Source organism: Nocardioides bizhenqiangii, assembly GCF_034661235.1.
GTDB lineage: Bacteria > Actinomycetota > Actinomycetes > Propionibacteriales > Nocardioidaceae > Nocardioides > Nocardioides bizhenqiangii.
This window is the reverse complement of sequence record NZ_CP141059.1, coordinates 4171978-4194187: the sequence shown is the minus strand read 5'-3', so window position 1 is coordinate 4194187 and position 22210 is coordinate 4171978. Positions and strand designations below refer to the sequence as shown.

The 22210-nt window shown below is 70.6% G+C and carries 16 protein-coding genes; 13 read left to right on the top strand and 3 right to left on the bottom strand.

The features are described from left to right. The first annotated feature begins 86 nt into the window (after nucleotides 1-86). The 4 genes from SHK19_RS20325 to SHK19_RS20310 all read left to right on the top strand — a co-directional run bounded on the left by SHK19_RS20325 (nucleotide 87) and on the right by SHK19_RS20310 (nucleotide 6958). The gene (locus tag SHK19_RS20325; protein WP_322454586.1) at nucleotides 87-2249 is read left to right on the top strand and encodes an MMPL family transporter; all 2163 of its coding nucleotides are present in this window, start codon (nucleotides 87-89) and stop codon (nucleotides 2247-2249) included. Between the two features lie 233 nt (nucleotides 2250-2482). Continuing rightward, nucleotides 2483-4282, top strand: coding sequence for a serine/threonine-protein kinase (locus SHK19_RS20320; protein WP_322937294.1), 1800 nt, complete (start codon nucleotides 2483-2485; stop codon nucleotides 4280-4282). Nucleotides 4283-4323: 41 nt separating this feature from the next. Beyond that, the gene (locus SHK19_RS20315; protein WP_322454588.1) at nucleotides 4324-5802 is read left to right on the top strand and encodes an MDR family MFS transporter; all 1479 of its coding nucleotides are present in this window, start codon (nucleotides 4324-4326) and stop codon (nucleotides 5800-5802) included. A 10-nt stretch (nucleotides 5803-5812) separates the two neighbouring features. After that, the gene (locus SHK19_RS20310) at nucleotides 5813-6958 is read left to right on the top strand and encodes an acyl-CoA dehydrogenase family protein (RefSeq protein WP_322454589.1); all 1146 of its coding nucleotides are present in this window, start codon (nucleotides 5813-5815) and stop codon (nucleotides 6956-6958) included. 19 nt (nucleotides 6959-6977) lie between these two features. On the opposite strand, the gene SHK19_RS20305 is transcribed toward SHK19_RS20310, so the two are convergent. From SHK19_RS20305 to SHK19_RS20295, 3 genes are all read right to left on the bottom strand, one after another. Next, complete coding sequence (locus SHK19_RS20305; RefSeq protein WP_322937293.1) at nucleotides 6978-7376, bottom strand: VOC family protein; 399 nt, start codon at nucleotides 7374-7376, stop codon at nucleotides 6978-6980. Between the two features lie 7 nt (nucleotides 7377-7383). After that, entirely contained in the window at nucleotides 7384-7647 is a 264-nt protein-coding gene (locus SHK19_RS20300; RefSeq protein WP_322454591.1) for a hypothetical protein, read from the bottom strand. A gap of 190 nt (nucleotides 7648-7837) precedes the next feature. Continuing rightward, nucleotides 7838-8884, bottom strand: a complete 1047-nt coding sequence (locus SHK19_RS20295) for a LacI family DNA-binding transcriptional regulator (RefSeq protein ID WP_322937292.1) — start codon at nucleotides 8882-8884, stop codon at nucleotides 7838-7840. 167 nt (nucleotides 8885-9051) lie between these two features. Between SHK19_RS20295 and SHK19_RS20290 the strand changes: the two genes are divergently transcribed. The 9 genes from SHK19_RS20290 to SHK19_RS20250 are packed head-to-tail and all read left to right on the top strand — an operon-like array spanning nucleotide 9052 to nucleotide 22182. Next, the gene (locus tag SHK19_RS20290; protein WP_322937291.1) at nucleotides 9052-10623 is read left to right on the top strand and encodes a sugar ABC transporter ATP-binding protein; all 1572 of its coding nucleotides are present in this window, start codon (nucleotides 9052-9054) and stop codon (nucleotides 10621-10623) included. After that, complete coding sequence (locus SHK19_RS20285) at nucleotides 10620-11750, top strand: ABC transporter permease (RefSeq protein ID WP_322454594.1); 1131 nt, start codon at nucleotides 10620-10622, stop codon at nucleotides 11748-11750. Before SHK19_RS20290 ends, SHK19_RS20285 begins: the two co-directional genes overlap by 4 nt. Nucleotides 11751-11755: 5 nt before the next feature. Beyond that, nucleotides 11756-12835 (top strand): ABC transporter permease, encoded by a 1080-nt coding sequence (locus SHK19_RS20280; protein WP_322454956.1) that lies wholly within the window; start codon nucleotides 11756-11758, stop codon nucleotides 12833-12835. 26 nt (nucleotides 12836-12861) lie between these two features. Next, the gene (rhaS, locus tag SHK19_RS20275; protein WP_322454595.1) at nucleotides 12862-13887 is read left to right on the top strand and encodes a rhamnose ABC transporter substrate-binding protein; all 1026 of its coding nucleotides are present in this window, start codon (nucleotides 12862-12864) and stop codon (nucleotides 13885-13887) included. 58 nt (nucleotides 13888-13945) lie between these two features. Then, the gene (locus SHK19_RS20270; protein WP_322454596.1) at nucleotides 13946-14320 is read left to right on the top strand and encodes an L-rhamnose mutarotase; all 375 of its coding nucleotides are present in this window, start codon (nucleotides 13946-13948) and stop codon (nucleotides 14318-14320) included. Next, complete coding sequence (rhaI, locus tag SHK19_RS20265) at nucleotides 14317-15489, top strand: L-rhamnose isomerase (protein WP_322454597.1); 1173 nt, start codon at nucleotides 14317-14319, stop codon at nucleotides 15487-15489. Before SHK19_RS20270 ends, rhaI begins: the two co-directional genes overlap by 4 nt. A gap of 20 nt (nucleotides 15490-15509) precedes the next feature. Continuing rightward, nucleotides 15510-17546, top strand: coding sequence for a bifunctional aldolase/short-chain dehydrogenase (locus SHK19_RS20260; protein WP_322937290.1), 2037 nt, complete (start codon nucleotides 15510-15512; stop codon nucleotides 17544-17546). A 22-nt stretch (nucleotides 17547-17568) separates the two neighbouring features. After that, entirely contained in the window at nucleotides 17569-19044 is a 1476-nt protein-coding gene (locus SHK19_RS20255; RefSeq protein WP_322937289.1) for a rhamnulokinase, read from the top strand. A gap of 48 nt (nucleotides 19045-19092) precedes the next feature. Beyond that, the gene (locus SHK19_RS20250; RefSeq protein WP_322937288.1) at nucleotides 19093-22182 is read left to right on the top strand and encodes a glycosyl hydrolase; all 3090 of its coding nucleotides are present in this window, start codon (nucleotides 19093-19095) and stop codon (nucleotides 22180-22182) included. Nucleotides 22183-22210: the final 28 nt, after the last annotated feature.

Here is a 22210-nt window from a genome sequence, read left to right as displayed (position 1 = left end):
CCCGGGAGGGGTTGACGAGCGGAGTTTACACCGTTTACCGTGAACGGCGTTAACCGCAATGACGGGTAGTTACGAAAGGCGTTGTGATGATCGAGCGATGGGGAGGCCTGGTGGTCCGGCGGGCGGTCGTCGTGCTGCTGGTGGGGCTCGGGATCACCGCCGCGGCGATGTTCGCCGGCGTCGGGCTCGAGGACAGGCTGTCCGCCGGCGGGTTCGACGACCCCTCGTCGGAGTCGACACAGGAGCTGCGAGGGGAGCGCGCCGCCTTCGGCAACCAGTCGATCGACGTGATCGCGATCTTCACCAGCGAGGACCAGGTGGTCACCGACCCTGAGTTCCGGTCGGAGGTCGAGGACACGCTGGCCCGGGTCCCGGAAGACCGGGTCACCGCGGTCGCCACCTTCTACGACACCGAGGACCCGGCGATGGTGAGCAGTGACGAGCACGCCACTGCCGTCTACATCTCGCTGCAGGGCGAGAGCCAGAACGATTTCATGGACTCCTACCACGCCATCCGCCCGGTGATCGAGGAATCGGCGCTCGACGTGGACTTCGCCGGCTCCTACGCGGTCTACTCCGACGTCAACGAGCACACCAAGGACGACCTCCTGATGGCGGAGATCGTCTCGTTGCCGATCGTCCTGCTCCTCTCGCTCATCATCTTCCGCAGCGTGACCGCGGCGCTGCTGCCGCTGCTGGTGGGTGTGGTCACGGTGATGGGTGCCCGCGCGATGATCGCCGGGCTCAACGAGATCACCGAGGTGTCGATCTTCGCGCCCAACATCATCACCCTGATCGGTCTCGGCCTCTCCATCGACTACGCGCTGTTCGTGGTGTCCCGCTTCCGCGAGGAGATCGCGCTGTCACCGGACGACACCCGGCACGCGCTGGTCCGCACGATGGCGACCGCCGGCCGCACCGTGATGTTCTCCGCGCTGACCGTCGCGGCCGCGATGAGCTCGCTGCTGGTCTTCCCGCAGGCCTTCCTCAAGTCGATCGGGTACGGCGGCATCGCGGCGGTCCTCGTCGCGATGGTGGCCGCCCTCACCGTCCTCCCGGCCACGCTCGCACTGCTCGGCAAGCGGGTCGACTCGCTCCGGATCCCGTTCCTCCAGCGGGCCAGCGCCGTCGACAGCGAGCACGGCGCGTGGTCGCGTCTGGCCCGCGGCGTGATGCGGCGTCCGGTCTGGGTGGCCGCCGGTGTGATCGTCGTGCTGCTCGCCGTCGCGTCGCCGTTCCTCGGTGTGAAATGGGGCAGCGTGGACTACCGGGTGCTCCCGCCGGACGCCGCCGCCCACCAGGCGGCCGAGCGGCTCAACGACGAGTTCGGGTCCGAGCGGTCGACCGCCAACGTGCTGCTGGAGGGTGCCGACGAGGCCGCGGTGGCGTCGTACACCGATGCGCTCGCGGACGTGCCCGGCGTCGTCGACGTGCGGCCGGTCCAGGCCGAAGGCGACACCACGCTGCTGCGGGCCGCGTGGGAGGGCAACAGCCAGAGCGAGCCGAGCCAGCAGGTCGTCCGCGACCTGCGTGACGTGCCTGCTCCGGACGGCTCGACGGCACTGGTGGGCGGCCTGACGGCCGACACCGTCGACCTCGCCGCATCGGTCAAGTCGCACCTGCCGTGGATGGGCCTGATCGTCGTCGCGGTGATGCTGGTGCTGCTGTTCCTCGCGTTCGGCTCGCTGGTCCTGCCGGTCAAGGCGATCGTGATGAACTTCTTCTCGATCACAGCGGCGTTCGGCGTCGTCACCTGGATCTTCAGCGACGGTCACCTCGAGAACCTGCTCGGCTTCACCAGCTCGGGCTTCCTCGACCTGACCAACCCGATCGTCATGCTGGCCGTGCTGTTCGGGTTGTCGATGGACTACGAGGTGTTCCTGCTCAGCCGGGTACGGGAGGAGTGGGACGCGACCCACGACAACGACCGGGCGGTGGCGACCGGGCTGCAGAAGACCGGGCGGATCATCACCAGCGCCGCCCTTCTGCTCGCCGTGGTGATCGGCGCGTTCAGCCTCAGCGGCGTCGTCTTCATGAAGATGATGGGCATCGGCATGCTGATCGCGCTGCTCGTCGACGCGACCATCGTCCGCGCCCTCCTCGTGCCCGCCACCATGAAGCTGCTCGGCCGCTGGAACTGGTGGGCCCCCGGCCCGCTCGCCCGCTGGTGGGAGCGCCACGGCTTCCGCGAGGAGGGCGACCGACCGGGCTCGGCCGCCGACGAGAAACCGGTCGGGGCCGGCGTGTAGAACCCCGACCCGGCTCATCTGAACGTCGACCCGGCTGGTTCAAACGCGCCGGGTCGGGTACAGACGAGCCGGATCGGCGTGACCGTCCGACCGGGCCGCGAGTCCTCCCACCCGCCGCCCGGTCGGACCGTTCTTCTGCCACGTCGGGTAGAAACGTCCTCGTGGTCACTGTCTCGGGAGGCTCGGCTGGCGGTTATCCCGTTCCCGGTGCTCGGATCGGACGGTTCCGCATCGTGGAGCAGCTCGGTCAGGGCGGGATGGGCGTCGTCTACCGCGCGGTCGAGGAGAACCTCAGCCGGGAGGTCGCGCTCAAGATCGTCGCGCCGCTCTACGCGCACGACCCGGAGTTCCGGGAGCGGTTCAGCCGGGAGGCCCGCTCCCAGGCGTCCTTGGAGTCGGCTCACGTCGTCGCGGTCTACGCCCACGGGGAGGAGGACGGATACCTCTACATCGCGAGCCAGCTCATCGTCGACGGCGACCTCGGTCGGCTGATCCGGACGGCCGGCGTCCCGCCGCTGGTCGACGCGCTGAGCGTGATCGAGCAGGTGGCAAGTGGGCTCGCCGACGCCCACGAGGCCGGCCTCGTGCACCGCGACATCAAGCCCGGCAACGTGCTGGTCCGGATCCGTGGCAATGCCGTGCGGGCGTACCTCGCGGACTTCGGCATCGCGCGTCGGATGGACGCCGCGTCGACCCGGTTCGGATCCTCGGCGGTCGGGACGCCGACCTACATGGCCCCGGAGCTGCACGGAGGCGCCGCCGCCAGCTTCGTCACCGACGTGTACTCGCTGGGGTGCCTGATGTGGGTCGCGCTCACCGGCACCCCGCCCTTCACCGGCCAGACCGACTACCAGATCGTCGCGGCGCACGTGACCCAGGAGATCCCGCAGCTCGCCGGCACCAGCCCGATGGTGCAGGCCACCAACCGGATCCTCCGGCTCGCGATGGCCAAGGAACCGAGTCAGCGCTATCCGACGGCGGCCGCGATGCGGGCCGACCTCCAGGCCGCGCTGCGGCTCCCGCACACGCCCGGTGCTGCCGTGCCCGAGGCCAGAGGCGGTACGGCGCTCCGCCCGGCGTCGTCCGGCACCCCGTCCCGGCACACCCACGAGCGGGTCGCGCCGCCGTCGACGCCGCCCCCGTCGACGCCGCCCCCGTCGACGCCGCCTCCGTCGACGCCGCCCCCGTCGACGCCGCCTCCGACCGGCCTCCCGCCTGCCCTCGCGCGCACCGCGCCGCCCGGTCACGACCGTCGTCCGTCGACCGCGCGTCGGAGCGGTCGGACCAGGCTGCTCGTCGCCGCGGCGGTGGCCGCGATGGTGGCCGTCGCCGGTGGGATCGCCGCGGCTGCCGTGGTCGGTGACGGTGGGGACGACGGCAACGACGACCCACCGTCGGAGCCGACGGCGGAGTCGTCGTTCCTCGCGTTGCCCCCGGAGGAGATCCTGCGCACCTCCGAGAAGGAGATGAACGTCCTCGACTCGGTGCTGGTGACCAGCCAGTTCCCCGACGGCAAGAAGAACGTGTCGATCCGGATGACCATCACCTCCGACGGCGACTGCACCGGGACCATGAGCTATCTCGGCAGGGGCACCGCCCAGGTCCTGCGCAAGGACGGGCGGATCATGATCAAGCCCGACGCCCTCTTCCTCGTCGACTTCGGCATCGACAACCCCGAGAGCTTCCTGCAGTTCCTCGACGGCCGGTGGCTCGAGTTCACCGACGACCCCCAACAGTTCGAGAGCGTCTGCGATCTCGATGAGTTCCTCGAGCGTGACGGGAGGGACGGTGCGACCGCGACCAACGAGGGCGTGGTGTCGGTCCAGGGTGAGGACGCGGTCAAGGTGCGCCTCCAGGAAGGCAGCAAGAAGGAGACCTACTACGTGATGGTCGCCGAGCCCCACTACCTGCTGCGGCTCAACGAGACCAAGCGGGCCTGGTTCGAGTACTCCGAGTTCGACGAGGAAGTCACGATCGAGCTGCCGGCGGAAAGCGACATCCTGAAGGACTCGGACATCGGTCCCCAACCCTAGGGTCGGGAATGCTTCGGAGGTCGACCCGGTTGCGGCCAGACGTGACGACCGCCGCCCCGACCCGTGCCTCGGTCGGGCTGCGGAGCGACCGAGGGCCGATCCTCGGGTCGGTGATGCTCTCGATCGCGCTGATCGCCATCGACGCCACCATCCTCGCCACCGCGGTCCCCGCGATCGTGCGCGACCTCGGCGGCTTCACCCAGTTCCCGTGGCTGTTCTCGGCGTACCTGCTGACCCAGGCGATCAGCACGCCGATCTACGGCAAGCTCGCCGACACCTTCGGCCGCAAGCCGCTGATGCTGTTCGGCATCGGGACCTTCGTGATCGGCTCCGTCCTGTGCGCCGTGTCGTGGAGCATGGGCGCGCTGATCGCGTTCCGCGCGCTGCAGGGCCTCGGTGCCGGAGCGATCCAGCCGGCCGGCATGACGATCATGGGCGACATCTACTCGGTGGCCGAGCGCGCGGTCGCGCAGGGGTACATCGCCAGCGTGTGGGCGATGTCCGCCGTCGTCGGCCCGACCCTCGGCGGCCTCTTCTCCGACCACCTGTCCTGGCGCTGGATCTTCTGGATCAACCTGCCGCTCGGCCTGCTGGCCGCAGCCGTGCTCTGGGTCCGGTTCGACGAGCAGCCCGCGCCGCATCGCCGGCGACCGATCGACTGGTGGGGTGCCCTGCTGGTCGCCGGCACCTCGGCGCTGCTGCTCCTCGGCCTGCTCGAGGGCGGCATCCGGTGGTCGTGGTGGTCCTGGCAGAGCGCCGTCGCGTTCGGCGGCGCGGCTGCGCTGGCGCTCCTCTTCGTGCGCGTCGAGACGAGGGTCGACGATCCCGTCCTGCCGGGTTGGCTGTTCAAGCACCGGGTCCTCAACGCCGCCACCGTGGGCGGTTTCGTGGCGGGCGTCGTGATGCTGGGCGTCACCTCCTACGTCCCTGTCTACGCCCAGCAGGTGCTGGGTGCCGGTGCGACGGTGGCGGGCTTCGCGGTCGCCGCACTGGCGATCGGCTGGCCGTTCGCGGCCAGCACCTCGGGCCGGATCTACCTCCGGTGGGGGTTCCGGGCGTGCCTGTTCCTCGGCGCCTTCTTCGGTGCGGCCGGTGCGACGATCCTGGCGCTGGTCGGCCCGGGCAGCTCGATCTGGTTGCTCGCCGCTGCCTGCCTGGTGCTCGGCCTCGGCCTGGGGTACGTCGTCAGCCCGAGCATCGTGGCCCTCCAGTCGGCGGTGGAGTTCCGGCAACGCGGGGTCGCCACCGGCGCCAACATGTTCGCGCGCTCGGTCGGCAGTGCGGTCGGCGTCGCGATGTTCGGCGCCATCGCCAACGGCGTCGTCGCCGACCGGCTGGGAGGAGCCGACGCGGCGGGCTCGGTGAAGCTCGACCAGCTGCCGGTCGACGTACTCGATCCTGCGCTGCAGGCGGTCTTCCTCGCGGTGGCCGGCTGTGCGTTGCTGCTGGTGATCGGGGCACTCCTGATGCCGTCTCGCGTGGGAACCACGCGCGAATCGCAGGTGGCTACCGCCGAGTAGGATCGCCGCCATGAAGCGCGACATCTACAACGAGGACCACGAGGCTTTCCGCGAGTCCGCCCGCACCTGGATCGAGCGGTCGGTCACCCCGAACGCCGAGAAGTACATCCAGGAGAAGTCGCTGCCTCGCGAGTTCTGGCTGGAGGCGGGGGCCCAGGGCATGCTCGGGCTCGCGATCCCGGAGGAGTACGGCGGCGCCGGTGCCGACGACTTCCGGTTCAACGCGGTCCTCACCGAAGAGATGGCCAAGGTGGGCGCCTGGATGCCGACCTGCGTCGGGATCCACGCCGACATCACCGCGCCCTACATCGTCGAGCTCGGCACCGAGGAGCAGAAGCAGCGCTGGCTCCCGGGCGTGGCCTCCGGCGAGATCCTGCTCGGTATCGGGATGACCGAGCCATCGGGCGGTTCGGACCTGGCCGCTCTCAGGACCACGGCTGTGCGTGACGGAGACGAATGGGTCATCAACGGCTCCAAGACGTTCATCACCAACGGCTACTCCGGCGACCTGATCGTCACCGCCGCGCGGACCGACCCGGAGAAGGGGCCGAAGGGCATCACCCTGTTCGGCATCGAGGCGACCAAGGAGGGCTTCAGCCGTGGTCGCAAGCTCGACAAGGTCGGTATGGAGGAGTCCGACACGTCGGAGCTGTTCTTCGAGAACGTCCGGTGCACCGACGACGACATCATCGGCGAGCTCAACATGGGGTTCGTCCACATGATGCAGAAGCTGCCGCAGGAGCGGCTCGCCTGCGCGATCGCCAACACCCACCACGCCAAGCAGATCCTCGCGGAGACGATCCAGTACGCCAAGGACCGGCAGGCCTTCGGCCAGTCGATCGGGCGGTTCCAGCACATCAAGTTCCTGCTGGCCGAGCTGGTCACCGCGGTCGAGGTGTGCGAGGCCTACATGGACAAGTGCGTCGCGGCGCACGCCGAGGGCCAACTGTCCGCGGTGGAGGCGGCGAAGGCCAAGTGGTGGTCGTCGGACATGCAGAACGAGGTCATCGACCACTGCGTCCAGATCCACGGCGGCTACGGCTTCATGAACGAGTACCGCGTCGCCCGCGCCTGGCGCGACGCCCGGGTCACCAAGATCTGGGCCGGATCCAATGAGATCATGAAGGAGCTCATCGGCCGCGAGCTCGGCTTCTAGCGTCTGGGTCCGGGCCGGGTCAGACGTCGGCCTCGACGGCGAACGTGTTGCCGTCGGGATCCTGGAACCACGCTATGCGACCGCCACCGGCTCGAGGCGTGATGCCCTTGGCGTCGTGCTCGAACTCGTCGTACCGCACGATCTCGACGCCGTTGGCGGTGAGCTCGTCGACGACCTGGTCGATGTCGTCGACGTACCAGGCCGCCAGGGTCGCCGGGGACTTCCCTGCGGTCTCCGACTGGTAGACGTTCAGCGCGGGGCCGCCGCCGGAGCCGTAGACCCGGCTGCCCTCGGGGATGCCGGCGCTGGGTTCGGTGCGCAAGGCCTCCAGGCCGAGCCTGCCTTCGTAGAACTCGACCGCCCGACCGATGTCGGACACGGCGATCGACGGCCGCAGCGGGAAGTCACCGAGAGGCATGGTCGGTTCAGGCGCTGCAGAGCCTGACGCTGACGTCGCGGGTGACGTCCCGGTGGCCGGCAGCCATCATCTCCGCCTCGCGGCGGGGCAGGAACCCGGAGTCGAGGCGGCAGTCGTGGCAGACGCAGACTGCCCGGGCGCCCAGGTGCACGACCTCGACCACGTGCGGGTGGCAGGAGTCCGCACCGACCCGGTGCTCGTGGTCGCGTCGGTGCACGGCGGCCATCGTGCAGGCCGCGACGTCGGCCAGTGTGCTCGTCCCCAGTTCCACGTCGGCTCCCCCTCGGCTTCTCGGTCTTCGGTCGTGCGGTGCGCTCGTCGTGCACTGTCGGCCTCTTGATCCCATTGGAACCCCCGAGCTCCGCAAAATCTCGGGATTTGGCCCGGCGTGGCCGATAGTTATCCGTTCGTCACCCAGTCGTGCTCGGAGGATGCGTCGGCCGGGCAGACTCCGGGGCACCTCAGCCGACGGTCGACCGGCGTACGACGAGCTCCGGCTCGAGGACGACGTCGCGGACCTTCGCCCCCGGATCGGCGATGACGTCGAGGAGGGTGTCGGCGGCGACACGTCCGAGCTGCTCGCGCGGCTGACGCACCGAGCTGAGCGGGATCGCTGCGGACGCGGCGAAGTCGATGTCGTCGTACCCCATGATCGCGACGTCGTCGGGCACCCGGACGCCCGCGAAGGTGAGCGCCTGCAGCACGCCGAGCGCGATCAGGTCGTTCGCGGCGAAGATGGCGTCGGGACGCGAGCGCTTGCCCAGCGCGACCAGCTGGTCGGCGGCCCGGCGACCGGCGACGGCGTCCATCGTGGGCGTCTCGACGAACGTCAGCTGCGCGCCGACCGTCGCGTCGACGACCTCCTGGGCGCCCTGCAGGCGGTGCTTGACCTGGCTCAGCCCCTTGGGTCCGCCCACGAACGCGATCCGGCGCCGCCCGGTGTCGATCAGGTGCTGCGCCCCGATCCGCCCACCCCGCTTGTCGTCGACCGCGATCGAGGAGAACTCCCGGGTCCCGGCGCGTCGGTCGACGACCACCACCGCGGTGCCGCGGTCACGGAGCCGCCGCAGGCGCGGCAGTACCTGGCCGACCGGTGTGATCAGGAGGCCGCTGACCCGCTGCTCCTCGAAGAGGTCGAGGTAGGTCGACTCTCGGCGCGCGTCCTGCCCGGAGTTGCCGAGGATGAGCGGCCGCCGGTGTTCGCCGAGTCGTTCCTCGACGCCCTGGGCCACGTCGGTGAAGAACGGGTTGCGCACGTCGAGCACGATCATCCCGACCGCGCGGTTGGTGCCCGCCCGGAGCTGGCGCGCGGCGTCGTTGCGGACGAACCCGAGGTCGTCGATGACCGCGAGCACGTGGTCGCGGGTGGCGGGCAGCACCTTCTCCGGGCGGTTCAGCACGTTGGAGACGGTGCCGAGCGAGACGCCGGCGGCCGCGGCGACATCCTTGACCGACACGCTCCGCCCGTTCGGGTCAGCGGCGCGGGTGAGGCGCGGTTCGGTGGCCACTTCTTCCTCCTCGGATGTCCGCACAGACTAGGACCACCCGCTGCTCGTCGTCGGCCATTGATTCGTTTCAACAAAGTTTCACCGAAGTCTTGACGGGCGTGACGGCGGTCACCTAACGTCGGCGCAACCGTAGTTGAAACCTTTCAACGGTGAAAGTCAAGGAACGCATGCCTGCCAGAACCGGACCCGGCTCCAGCCCGCTGACGCTCGAGCTTCGTGACGTCGCGAAGTCGTTCGGAGCGGTCGCCGCCCTCCGTTCGGGCACCCTCGAGGTACGGCCCGGATCGATCCACGCGCTCGTGGGCGAGAACGGCGCCGGCAAGTCGACGCTGGTGAAGATCGTCGCCGGCGTGCACCGTCGCGACGCCGGCACCTTCCGGCTGCTCGGGGCGGACGTCGACTTCGGGTCGACCGCTGACTCGAAGGCGGCAGGCGTCGCGGTCATCTACCAGGAGCCGACGCTCTTCCCCGACCTCTCCGTCGCGGAGAACATCTTCATGGGCCGGCACCCGCTGCGCGGCGCGCGTCGGATCGACCGCCCGCGCATGTACGTCGAGTCCGAGGCGCTGTTCGCACGGCTCGGCGTGCACATCGACCCCCGCCGGCCCGCGCGCGGCCTGTCGATCGCCGACCAGCAGATCATCGAGATCGCCAAGGCGATCTCGCTCGACGCCGCCCTCCTCGTCATGGACGAGCCCACCGCCGCGCTGAGCGGCGTCGAGGTGGAGCGTCTGTTCGCCGTTGCGCGCAGCCTGCGCGACGAAGGCCGTGCGCTCGTGTTCATCTCCCACCGGTTCGACGAGGTCTTCGCGCTCTGCGACATGGTCACCGTCATGCGGGACGGCGAGTACGTCTCCACCGACACCGTCGCCGAGACCTCCGTCGACCAGATCGTGGCGCGGATGGTCGGTCGCGAGGTCGCCGAGCTCTTTCCCAAGGTCCCTGCCGAGATCGGCGACGTCGTGCTGGAGGTCGACGGCCTCAACCGGGCCGGGCTCTTCCACGACGTCAGCTTCCAGGTGCGAGCCGGCGAGATCGTCGCGCTCGCCGGCCTGGTCGGCGCCGGCCGCAGCGAGATCGCCCGCGCGGTGTTCGGCGTCGACCCCTACGACAGCGGACGCGTGACCGTCGCGGGCAAACGGCTTCCGGCGCGCCGGCCGCGCGCCGCGATCGCGGCGGGCATGGCGTTCGTCCCGGAGGACCGCCGCCAGCAGGGCCTCGTCATCGAGGGCACCATCGCCCGCAACGTGGCCTCGGTCATCCGCACCCGGCTCGACCGGGCCGGGATCATCACCAGCCGTGCCGAGAACAGGGCGGCCGGTCCGTGGGCGGCGCGGCTCGAGGTCAAGACCAGCGCACTGGACATGCGGGCCGCGACCATGTCGGGCGGCAACCAGCAGAAGGTCGTCCTCGCCAAGTGGCTCGCGACGGAGCCCAAGCTGCTCATCATCGACGAGCCGACCCGCGGTATCGACGTCGGCACCAAGGCCGAGGTACACCGCCTCCTCTCCGACCTCGCCGGGCGCGGTCTCGCGATCGTGATGATCTCCTCCGAGCTGCCGGAGGTGCTCGGCATGGCCGACCGCGTCCTCGTCGTCCATGAGGGACGGATCGCGGCCGAGCTCGATCGCGACCAGGCCACGCCCGAGGCCGTGATGCGCGCCGCCACCGGCAGCACCACGCCGGCACGAACCGGCGCGGGCCCCGCTGCTGCTGCCCGCCAGGAGGTGAAGGCATGACGACGACCACCGATGCCCCGCAGCCGTCGCTGCCCGACGACGCGATCGAGCTGGCGCCCAGCGCGCTCTCACCCGCGCAACGCTTCCTCGGCGGCCTGCTCCGCTCGCGCGAGCTCGCGGTCGGGCTCGTCCTCCTCGCTCTCGTCGTGGCGACGGCGACCCAGAGCTCGAGCTTCGTCTTCGGTTCCGACGGCTGGCGGTCGCTGCTGGTCAACCCCAGCATCCTCATCCTGCTCGCAGTGGGCCAGACGGTGGTGATCGTCACCCGCAACGTCGACCTCTCGGTCGGCTCGACCCTCGGTCTGACCGCCTATCTCACCGGCCGGCTCTTCGTCGACACCGGCCTGCCGACCCTCGTCGTGGTCCTGCTGGCGGTCCTGGCCGGTGCCGGCCTCGGCCTGGTCAACGGCATCCTGGTGACGTTCGGACGGGTGCCGTCCCTCGTGATCACTCTCGGCACCCTCTACATCTACCGCGGCGTCTTCCTCTCCTGGGCCGGCAGCGACCGGATCAACGCCAGCGACATCCCCGACGGCTTCTCGTCGCTCGGCACCGAGCAGCTGCTGAGCATCCCTGTCCTCACCATCGTCGCGCTCGCCGTCATGGGCGTCGTCGGGTACCTGATGCACACCAGCCGCGGCGGTCGCGAGCTCTACGCGATCGGGTCCGACCCCGACGCCGCCCACCTCTACGGCCTGCCCGTCGCGCGCCGGGTGCTGATGGCCTTCGTCGCCTCCGGAGCCCTCGCCGGTCTCGCCGGCGTCTTCTACGTCGCCCGCTACGGCACGGTCAGCTCCAACGCCGGCTTCGGCATCGAGCTCCAAGCCGTGGGCGCCGCGGTCATCGGGGGCGTCGCGATCTTCGGTGGCAGCGGCACCGTCTGGGGCGCCGCGATCGGCGCGTCCCTGCTGGTGACGATCAACAGCGCGCTGCCGGTGCTGGGCATCGACGACTTCTGGCAGCGCGCCGTCGTCGGTGCGCTCATCCTCGCCGCGGTGGCTCTCGACCGGGTCCTGACCCTCCGCCAGGAACGGCGGCTGGTCGCCGCCCGCGAGCTCGACCACGACCAGGGGCCGCCACCACCGCCACCGTCGTCCACTTCCGTCCCATCGGGGAGCGCCTCGTGACCAGCATGCTCGACGCCCAGACACCAGCACCCGAGCGCACCTACCGCGCCTACGCCCGCCCGTTGTGGTCGCGCCTGCTCCTCACCCACGAGGCCGCGGTCATCGCCCTCCTCGTCGCGGTCTTCGTGTGGGCCAACGGCAACGTCGCCAACTTCGACGGCCCGCTCACGCTCTACTACCTCTTCCTCGACAACGTGCCGATCCTGCTGATCGCACTGCCGATGACACTGGTGATCGTCACCGGTGAGATCGACCTCTCGGTGGCCAGCATCGTCGGCGTCAGCGCCGCGCTGACCGGTGTCTTCCACGTCGACGCCGGCCTCTCGATCCCGGTCGCGGCCGCTCTCGCGGTCGGTGTCGGCGTCCTCGCCGGTGCGCTCAACGGCTTCCTCGTCGCGTACGTCGGACTGCCTTCCCTCGCCGTCACCATCGGAACGCTCGCCCTCTTCCGCGGCATCGCCGTCGGTCTGCTGGGCGACAGCTCGATCACCGACTTCCCCGACAAGTGGACCGACCTCGCGAAGGAGCGGATCGTCGAGGAGAGCTCGTACCCGATGATCCTGGTGCCGATCGCGGTCCTCGCCGTCATCTTCGTGCTCCTGCTCCACTTCACCGGCTTCGGCCGCGGCATCTACGAGATCGGGCTCAACCACGAGGCCGCTCGCTTCACGGGCGTCAACGTCGAGCGCACCAAGTTCCTCCTGTTCGTGCTCTCCGGTGCGGTCGCGGCCTTCGCCGGCGTCTACTACGCCCTGCGCTACGGCAGCGTCCGCGGCGACTCGGCCTACGGGCTGGAGCTCCAGGTCATCGCCGCCGTGCTGCTCGGCGGGGTCTCGATCTTCGGCGGCCGGGGTGCGCTCCACGGCGTCATCGCCGGCGTGCTGCTCCTCGGTGTCATCGCCAGCGCCATGCGCCTGGAGGGCGAGACCGTCAACAAGATCAACATCGTGATCGGAGTGCTCCTCGTGCTCTCCGTGATCTCCACCAGCTTCCTCTCCTGGGCCTCGGGTCTGCGCTCAGGGAGGAGATGGCCGTGGGCGACTCGCTCGCGGTCCGACCGCGCTGCCCGGCAGCCGCAGTCCTGATCAGTCAACGAAAGGTAACCAGGACGATGAAGTTCCAGAGCCGACGGGTGGCCACCCTGGCCGCTGTCACCCTTGTTGCGGGCCTCAGCCTCACCGCGTGCGGTGGGGACGACGGTGAGGACGGAGGCAGCGGCGGGGGCGACAGCTCCGTCACCATGCTGCCGAAGAACCTCGGCAACCCGTACTTCGACACCAGCACCGCAGGCGCCGAGAAGGCTGCCGGCGAGCTCGACGCCGAGATCGAGGAGGTCGGACCCGACACGGCGAGCCCCGAGGCCCAGGTCCCGTTCATCAACACCGCCGCCCAGCAGGGCGTCGGCGGCCTCATCGTCTCGGCCAACGACCCGGAGGCGATCTGCGACGCGCTCACCGAGGCGATGGACGCCGGCGCCTCCGTCGTCACCTTCGACTCCGACACCAACCCCGAGTGCCGCGACCTGTTCATCAACCAGGCCAGCGCCGAGGGCATCGCCAAGGTCCAGGTCGACCTGATCGCCGAGCAGATCGGCGGCTCGGGCGAGATCGCGATCCTGTCGGCCGCGGCCAACGCGACCAACCAGAACGCCTGGATCGAGATGATGGAGGCGGAGCTCGAGGCCAACCACCCCGACATCGAGCTCGTCGACACCGTCTACGGCGACGACGACGACCAGAAGTCCTTCGACCAGACCGCCGCGCTCCTGCAGGCGCACCCCGACCTGAAGGGCATCATCTCGCCCACCACGGTCGGCATCTCCGCGGCCGCCCGCTACCTGTCGGACTCGGAGTACAAGGGCAAGGTCGCGCTGACCGGCCTCGGCACCCCGAACCAGATGCGTGAGTACGTCGAGAACGGCACCGTCGAGGCCTTCGCACTCTGGAACCCGGGCGACCTGGGCTACCTGGCGATGTACGCCACCCAGGCCCTGATCGACGGCGACATCGAGGGCGAGGAGGGCGACACCTTCGACGCCGGCGACCTCGGCGAGTACACGGTGGGCGCGGACGGCGAGGTCCTCCTCGGCGACCCGTTCGTCTTCAACGCAGAGAACATCGGCGACTTCGACTTCTGAGCCTCGGCTCGGAATTGACACGTCCTCACCACCGCAGGAACAGGGAGGCGGCACCACCATGCCCCGCTACTGCTTCACCCTCCAGGTCCGACCGGACCTGATCGACGAGTACGTCGAGCGGCACCGGGCCGTCTGGCCCGAGATGCTCGCCGCACTTGCCGAGACCGGGTGGCGCAACTACTCCCTGTTCCTGCGGGAGGACGGGCTGCTGGTCGGGTACGTCGAGTCCGACGACCTGGCCGCGGCCCGGGCGGCCATGGGCCGCACCGAGGTCAACACCCGCTGGCAAGCCGAGATGGCCGCCTACTTCACCTGGCCGGATGCCGCCGATGCCGCCGATGACACAGCCGGACAGGCCCCCGACGAGGGCTTCGTCGTCCTCCGCGAGGTGTTCAACCTCGACGACCAGCTCGCAGAAAGCACCCGATCATGAGTAGTCAGAAGGGCTTCGCCGCCATCGCCGCTCGGCTCGAGGGCCAGGCGATCGAGCTCCCCTCCTGGGCGTTCGGCAACTCCGGCACCCGCTTCAAGGTCTTCGCCACCGCGGGCACCCCGCGCAGTGTCGAGGAGAAGATCGCCGATGCCGCCACCGTCCACCGGTTCACTGGCCTCGCACCGACCGTCGCCCTGCACATCCCGTGGGACAAGGTCGACGACTACGCCGCGCTGTCGGCGTACGCCCAGGACCACGGCGTGCGGCTCGGGACGATCAACTCCAACACGTTCCAGGACGACGACTACAAGTTCGGCGCCCTGACCCACGTCGACGCCAAGGTCCGCCAGAAGGCGATCGACCACCACTTCGAGTGCATCGACGTCATGGGCGCGACCGGCAGCCGGGACCTGAAGATCTGGCTGGCCGAGGGCAGCAACTACCCGGGCCAGGCAGACCTGCGCGGCCGCCAGGACCGGCTGGGGGAGTCGCTCAGCACCATCTACGACCGGCTCGGTGACGACCAGCGGCTGGTGCTCGAGTACAAGTTCTTCGAGCCGGCGTTCTACCACACCGACGTCCCCGACTGGGGTACGGCGTACGCCCAGGTGGCCGCTCTCGGCGACCGCGCGGTGGTCTGCCTCGACACCGGCCATCACGCGCCCGGCACCAACATCGAGTTCATCGTGATGCAGCTGCTGCGGCTCGGGAAGCTCGGCTCCTTCGACTTCAACTCCCGCTTCTACGCGGACGACGACCTGATCGTCGGCGCGGCCGACCCGTTCCAGCTGTTCCGGATCCTCTTCGAGGTGATGCGGGGCGGCGGCTACGGGCCGGAGAGCGACGTGGCGTTCATGCTCGACCAGTGCCACAACGTCGAGGAGAAGATTCCCGGCCAGATCCGGTCGGTCCTCAACGTGCAGGAGATGACCGCTCGCGCGCTGCTGGTGGACACCGATGCGCTCCACGCCGCCCAGGACGCCGGTGACGTCCTCGGTGCCCACCAGGTCTTCATGGACGCGTTCTACACCGACGTCCGGGCCGACCTCGCCGGCTGGCGTGAGGAGCACGGACTGCCGGCCGACCCGATGCGTGCCTACGCCGAGTCCGGCTACCAGGCCGAGATCGAGGCCAGCCGCGTCGGTGGCACGCAGCTGTCCTGGAACTGACCCCGATAGAGAAGGAAATGATGACCAACCCCGCTGCGGCCGCGCTGATCGCCCGGTCCAACCGCCTCGGCGCCGACCCGAAGAACACCAACTACGCGGGCGGCAACACCTCGGCGAAGGGAGTCGAGACCGACCCGGTCACCGGCGAGCCGGTAGAGCTGCTCTGGGTCAAGGGCTCCGGCGGCGACCTCGGCACCCTGACCGAGCCCGGACTCGCCGTGCTCCGCCTCGACCGGATGCGCAGCCTGGTCGACGTCTACCCCGGCATCGACCGCGAGGACGAGATGGTCGCCGCGTTCGACTACTGCCTCCACGGCAAGGGCGGCGCCGCTCCCTCGATCGACACCGCGATGCACGGCCTCGTCGATGCGGCACACGTCGACCACCTCCACCCGGACTCCGGCATCGCGATCGCCACCGCCGCCGACGGCGAGGCGCTGACCAAGGAGATCTTCGGCGACCGTGTGGTGTGGGTGCCGTGGCGGCGCCCCGGCTTCCAGCTCGGCCTCGACATCGCCGAGATCAAGCACCGCAACCCGCAGGCGATCGGCTGCATCCTCGGGGGTCACGGCATCACCGCGTGGGGCGACACCAGCGAGGAGGCAGAGGCCCACTCGCTGATGATCATCGACACTGCTGCCGACTACATCGCCGAGAACTCCAGGGCCGAGCCGTTCGGACCCGCGCTCGAGGGGTACGCCGCGCTGCCGCCGGCCGAGCGCCGCGCCCGGGCGGCCGCCCTCGCGCCGACCATCCGCGGCATCGCGAGCGCGGACCGGCCGATGGTCGGCCACTACACGGACTCCGACGAGGTCCTCGACTTCCTCGCCCACGCGGAGCACCCGCGGCTCGCCGCCCTGGGCACGTCCTGCCCCGACCACTTCCTTCGCACCAAGGTCAAGCCCCTGGTCCTCGACCTGCCGCCGACCGCGCCGGTCGAGGAGTCCCTCGCCCGGTTGCACGACCTCGCGGTCGCCTATCGCGAGGACTACCAGGCCTACTACGACCGGCACGCGACACCGGACTCGCCCGCCATCCGCGGCAAGGACCCGCTGATCGTCCTGGTGCCCGGCGTCGGCATGTTCAGCTTCGGCAAGGACAAGCAGACCGCCCGCGTCGCCGGCGAGTTCTACGTCAACGCGATCAACGTGATGCGCGGCGCCGAGGGACTGTCGTCGTACCAGCCGATCGACGAGACGGAGAAGTTCCGGATCGAGTACTGGGCGCTGGAGGAGGCCAAGCTCCAGCGGATGCCGAAGCCCAAGCCGCTCGCCACCCGCGTCGCGCTGGTTACCGGCGCCGCGTCCGGCATCGGCCGGGCCACCGCGCAGAAGCTGGCCGCCGAGGGTGCCTGTGTCGTCATCGCGGACCTGTCGCTGGAGAAGGCCCAGGAGGCCGCGCGCGAGATCGGCGGCGCGGACGTGGCCGTCGGTGTGCAGGTCGACGTCAGCGACGAGGCTGCCGTCCAGGCCGCTGTCGACGCCGCGGTGCTGGCGTTCGGGGGAGTCGACCTCGTCGTCAACAACGCCGGCCTGTCCCTCTCCCGCTCGCTGATGGAGACCACCGAGCAGGACTGGGACCTCCAGCACGACGTGATGGCCAAGGGCTCGTTCCTGGTCGCCAAGGCGACCGCGAAGGTGATGATCGAGCAGCAGCTGGGCGGCGACATCGTCTACATCTCCAGCAAGAACGCGATCTTCGCCGGTCCCAACAACGTCGCCTACGGCGCCGCGAAGGCCGACCAGGCGCACCAGGTGCGGCTGCTGGCGGCCGAGCTCGGCGAGCACGGCATCAAGGTCAACGGCGTCAACCCCGACGGCGTCGTCCAGGGCTCCGGCATCTTTGCCAGCGGCTGGGGTGCCAACCGCGCCGCGGTGTACGGCGTGGAGGAGGAGGACCTCGGGAAGTTCTACGCCCAGCGGACGATCCTCAGGCGCGAGGTGCTGCCCGACCACATCGCCAACGCCGTCTTCGTCCTCTGCGGGCCCGAGCTGACCCACACCACCGGACTGCACATCCCGGTCGATGCCGGTGTCGCGGCCGCCTTCCTGCGGTGACTCCCAGCGATGACTCCCAGCGATGACTGAGCCTGTGCGAGTGGCGGCGGTCGACCTCGGCGCCACCAGCGGCCGGGTGATGTCCGGACGGATCACGGACAGCCGGGTCGAGATCAACGAGCTGCACCGCTTCCCCAACGGCGCGGTACCGGTGCGTGACGGCCTGTTCTGGGACGTCCTCGGGATCTACCGCGAGGTGCTGCACGGCATCCGTGAGGTCGCGACCACCGGGCCGCTGCACGGGATCGGCATCGACTCCTGGGCGATCGACTACGGCCTCCTGGACCGGGACGGCCAGCTGCTCGGGCTGCCGTTCAGCCACCGCGACGCCCGGACCGACGGCGTGGCCGAGAAGGTCGTGGCGGAGATCGGCGCCGCCGAGCTCTACGCCACCACCGGGATCCAACAGCTGCCGTTCAACACGCTCTACCAGCTCGTCGCGGCCCGCGGCTCCGCGGCGCTCGAGGCGGCGGACACGATGCTCCTCCTGCCCGACCTGCTCGGCTTCTGGCTGACCGGCGTGGCCGGCGCGGAGCGCACCAACGCCTCCACCACCCAGCTTTACGACGCGCGCGCCGGCGAGTGGGCCGTCGACCTCTGTCGCCGGCTCGGGCTCCCGTGGTCGATCCTGCCGCCGCTGCGGGACCCGGGGTCGGTGGCCGGGCCGCTGCTGCCCGACGTCGCGCGCGACCTCGGCGTCACCGCGGACGTCCCGGTGGTCGCCGTCGGCTCGCACGACACCGCGTCGGCCGTGGTCGGCGTGCCCGCCGCGACCGACCGGTTCGCCTACATCTCCTCGGGCACCTGGTCGCTGGTCGGGCTCGAGCTCGACCGGCCGGTGCTGACCGAGCAGGCACGACTCGCCGACTTCACCAACGAGCTCGGGGTGGACGGCACGGTCCGGTTCCTCAAGAACGTCACCGGCCTGTGGGTCCTGTCGGAGTGCCTGCGGTCCTGGGGCGACCGTCGGCTCAAGGACGTCGAGCTGCGGTCGCTCATCGCGACGGCGGCCGAGTTCGAGCCGCTGCGCACGGTCATCGACATCAACGACCGTCGGTTGCTCGCACCGAGCACGGTCGCCGACCCGATGCCCGAGCGGGTGGCTGCGCTGGCACGGGAGGCGGGCGAGCTGGTGCCGCACTCACCAGTCGCGATCACGCGGTGCATCGTCGACAGCCTTGCCGTCGCCTACCGCCGCCACGTCCGCACCGCGGCCGACCTCGCCGGGGTCACCCTCGACGTGGTGCACGTCGTCGGCGGTGGCTCGCAGAACGAGGTGCTGTGCCAGCTCACCGCTGATGCCTGCGGCCTGCCCGTCCTCGCCGGACCGGTCGAGGCAGCCGCCCTCGGCAACGTGCTGGTGCAGGGTCGCGCGCTCGGCGCGGACCTCCCCGACCTCGCGGCGATGCGGTCGCTGGTCCGCCGGTCCTACGACGTCCGCCGCTACGAGCCGCGCGGCGGTGCCGACTGGGCCGACGCGGAGGCGCGCGTCCGCTAGCCGTCGTACCCCTGCCCGGTCCCCATCTCCTCTCGGAAGGCCTCCACGATGACCGAACCCACCTCCGGCGCCCGCCTCAACCGCCGCTCGCTCTTCGGCGCGGCCGCCGCCACGATCGGTGCCGCGGCCGTGGTCGGCGCGAGCGGCTCGGCCCTCGCGCCCGCGGGCGCACTGGCGAGCGGACCCGGTGGACTGCCCAAGGATCTCGAGAAGGCGTTCCGCAAGCCGGGCACGGCGACCGCGGCCGGGTTCCGCTGGTGGTGGCCGCACGGCCTCGTGGATCCCGCGGAGATCGCCCGGGAGGTCGACCAGGTCGCCGACGCCGGCTTCGGCGTCCTCGAGGTCGCCGTGGTCACCCACAGCCTGCGGGCACGCGGCATCGAGATCGACGTCGCCAAGCACGGCTGGGGCAGCCCGACCTGGGTCGCCGGCGTGAAGGCCGCCCTCGCGAGGGCGGCCGAGCGGAACGTCCGCATCGACATCACCGTCGGTCCTTCCTGGCCGGCGGCGGTGCCGACCATCACCCCCGACGACGACGCCGCCTGCAGCGAGCTCGCGTACGGCCGCGCCGACGTCGCCGCCGGGCAGGCGTTCGACGCCGAGCTCCCCGCACCCACGGGCGAGGCACACAGCACGAAGGTCGAGCTGGTCACCGTGCAGGCCCACCGCGTCACTGCGGCGACGTCCTCCATCACGACGCTCGACCCCGAGTCCTACGTCGACCTGTCGGACCACGTCTCGGGCACCCGACTCACCTGGACCGCGCCCGCCGAGCCGGCCGGCTCGACCTGGGCGGTCCTGGCGACCTGGCGCCGCGGGTCCGGCCAGGAGCCCGAGGCCGGCCCGCACACCAGCCCGCGTTCCTACGTCGTCGACCACTTCAGCGACGCCGGCACCCAGGCCGTCATCGACCTCTGGGAGGACAGGGTGCTCGACGGGGAGATGCGAGCCCGGCTGCGCGCCGCCGGCGGCTACCTCTTCGAGGACTCCCTGGAGATCGAGACCGAGGCGACCATCTGGACCCCGCGGATGCTCGAGGAGTTCGAGGCCCGCGCCGGCTACGACCTGCGCCCCTGGCTCCCGGTCGTGCTCGAGGTCGAGGAGGACTACCAGTTCGCGCTCGGCACGCCCGGTTCGCCGGCGACGACCGACGCGCTGCGCACCAACCAGGTGCGCGACGACTTCAACCAGGTGCTGTCCGACCTCTACCGCGACCGCCACCTCCGGCCGATGCAGGAGTTTGCCCGGAGCCTGGGCATGGGCCTGCGGATCCAGGCCTACGGCCTGGAGACCGACAGCACCGAGCACGCCGCCATCCTCGACATCGCCGAGACCGAGTCCCTCGGCTTCAAGAACCTCGACGACTACCGGGTGATGGCCGGCGGCCGCGACATCGCCGGGAAGAAGATCCTGTCCTGCGAGGCGATCTGCTACAACGGCGCGGCCTACAACACGACCTGGGGGTTCAACAGCACCAGCCCGACCGCGCAGAACCAGGCGCTGTTCACCCTCAACAGCATCTTCGCCGCGGGCGTCAACCAGGCGATCATCCACGGCTTCCCGTACGCCGCCGCGCCGGACGTCACCTGGCCGGGCTTCGCCGCCTTCTCGCCGTACTACAACGGCGCGGTCGGCTTCGGCGAGGCGTGGGGACCGCGCACCCCGCAGTGGGAGCACCTGCCGGGCATCGCCTCCTACCTCGCCCGCACCCAGCTGGTGCTGCAGACCGGCACGCCCAAGTACGACCTGGTCTTCCTGCGCCAGAAGAGCGGCGCAGCGACCGGCATCGGGCCGTTCTGGGTCACCAACGACGGCACCAAGCTCGGGTGGTCGCACTCGTTCATCACGTCAGCGCTGCTCACCCGCGACGACGTCACCTTCCGCGACGGACGCCTCGCTCCCGACGGCCCGGCCTACAAGGTGCTGGTGATCGGGCCCGACAAGATCCGCAGCCGGGAGGTGACGATCGACCTCGCCGCGGCGCGCAAGGTCCTCGAGCTCGGCCGGGCGGGCCTGCCGGTGATCCTCGTCAACGACGCGGGCAAGGACTGGGCGAGGGACGCCACCCCGATCGGGCGCACCGACGCGGCCGCCGTCGCCGAGGTTCGCGACCTGATGGCGAGGATCGCGGCGCTGCCGACCACGAGGAGCGTGCCCGAGGCGGGGATCGGCGGAGCGCTGGCCGCGCTCGGCGTCATCCGCGACGTCGAGCACGCCGACTCGACGGTCATGCACGTGCGCCGGGTCGAGGGCGACATCGACCTCTATTACCTCGCCAACGCCCGGCACGCGGAGAACCGCCGGCTCAACCGGGTCCTCCAGGACGTCTGGCTGACCGCGACCGACCCGTCCGCGGTCCCGTGGCTGCTCGACGCCTGGACCGGGGAGACCTCCCGGGCGGCGGCGTACGAGCGCTCGGGTGACCGGGTGCGGGTGCGCGTCGACCTGGTCCCCGGCCAGTCGGTCGTCATCGCGCTCGCCGCGCCGGGCACGAGCACCGCCCGGTCGGTCCTGCCCGTCGCGACGGCCGGCAAGGAGGTCGTGGCCCGCGGAGCGAACGCCGCGCTGCGCACCACGGTCGCCGGCACCACCGAGCTCACCCGCCCCGACGGCAGCACCGCGTCGGTGCAGGTCGACCGGGTCCGCGAGCCCGTCGCCCCGACCGGGTGGTCGCTGGAGCTGGAGGACTGGAAGCCGGCCGACCCGTCGGACCCGAAGGACCTCCGCACGACGAAGGAGCAGCACTCGGCCGAGCTGGCGACACTCCAGTCGTGGTCCAAGGTCCCCGGTTTCGAGGACGTGTCCGGCATCGGCCGCTACCGCGCCACCGTCGACCTCGGGCCCGACTGGACCCGGGACGACGGCGCCTACCTCGAGCTGGGCGAGGTCAACGACACGTTCCGGGTGAGCGTCAACGGCGAGCCGCTGCCGCCGTGCGACCCGCTGGACGCCACCGTCGACCTCGGCCGCCGGCTACGGCCCGGCAGCAACGTGATCGAGGTCGAGGTCGCCTCGACCCTGCTCAACCGGCTACGGGTCGTCACGCCCGCGGTCTACGGCGGCGCAGCGCGCCAGAGCTACGGGCTGGTGGGTCCGGTCCGGCTGGTCCCGTACGTCGAGAAGGTGGTGCCTGCCTGACCCCCGCAGCAGGATGAGTGACAGGGAA

What these genes read in the sequence shown, in the direction of transcription:
- SHK19_RS20325 (WP_322454586.1), top strand. Translation starts at nt 87, where the DNA reads ATGATCGAGCGATGGGGAGGCCTGGTGGTCCGGCGGGCGGTCGTCGTG.
- SHK19_RS20310 (WP_322454589.1), top strand. Translation starts at nt 5,813, where the DNA reads ATGAAGCGCGACATCTACAACGAGGACCACGAGGCTTTCCGCGAGTCC.
- SHK19_RS20305 (WP_322937293.1), bottom strand. Translation starts at nt 7,376, where the DNA reads ATGCCTCTCGGTGACTTCCCGCTGCGGCCGTCGATCGCCGTGTCCGAC.
- SHK19_RS20290 (WP_322937291.1), top strand. Translation starts at nt 9,052, where the DNA reads ATGCCTGCCAGAACCGGACCCGGCTCCAGCCCGCTGACGCTCGAGCTT.
- SHK19_RS20285 (WP_322454594.1), top strand. Translation starts at nt 10,620, where the DNA reads ATGACGACGACCACCGATGCCCCGCAGCCGTCGCTGCCCGACGACGCG.
- SHK19_RS20280 (WP_322454956.1), top strand. Translation starts at nt 11,756, where the DNA reads ATGCTCGACGCCCAGACACCAGCACCCGAGCGCACCTACCGCGCCTAC.
- rhaS (WP_322454595.1), top strand. Translation starts at nt 12,862, where the DNA reads ATGAAGTTCCAGAGCCGACGGGTGGCCACCCTGGCCGCTGTCACCCTT.
- SHK19_RS20270 (WP_322454596.1), top strand. Translation starts at nt 13,946, where the DNA reads ATGCCCCGCTACTGCTTCACCCTCCAGGTCCGACCGGACCTGATCGAC.
- rhaI (WP_322454597.1), top strand. Translation starts at nt 14,317, where the DNA reads ATGAGTAGTCAGAAGGGCTTCGCCGCCATCGCCGCTCGGCTCGAGGGC.
- SHK19_RS20260 (WP_322937290.1), top strand. Translation starts at nt 15,510, where the DNA reads ATGACCAACCCCGCTGCGGCCGCGCTGATCGCCCGGTCCAACCGCCTC.
- SHK19_RS20255 (WP_322937289.1), top strand. Translation starts at nt 17,569, where the DNA reads ATGACTGAGCCTGTGCGAGTGGCGGCGGTCGACCTCGGCGCCACCAGC.
- SHK19_RS20250 (WP_322937288.1), top strand. Translation starts at nt 19,093, where the DNA reads ATGACCGAACCCACCTCCGGCGCCCGCCTCAACCGCCGCTCGCTCTTC.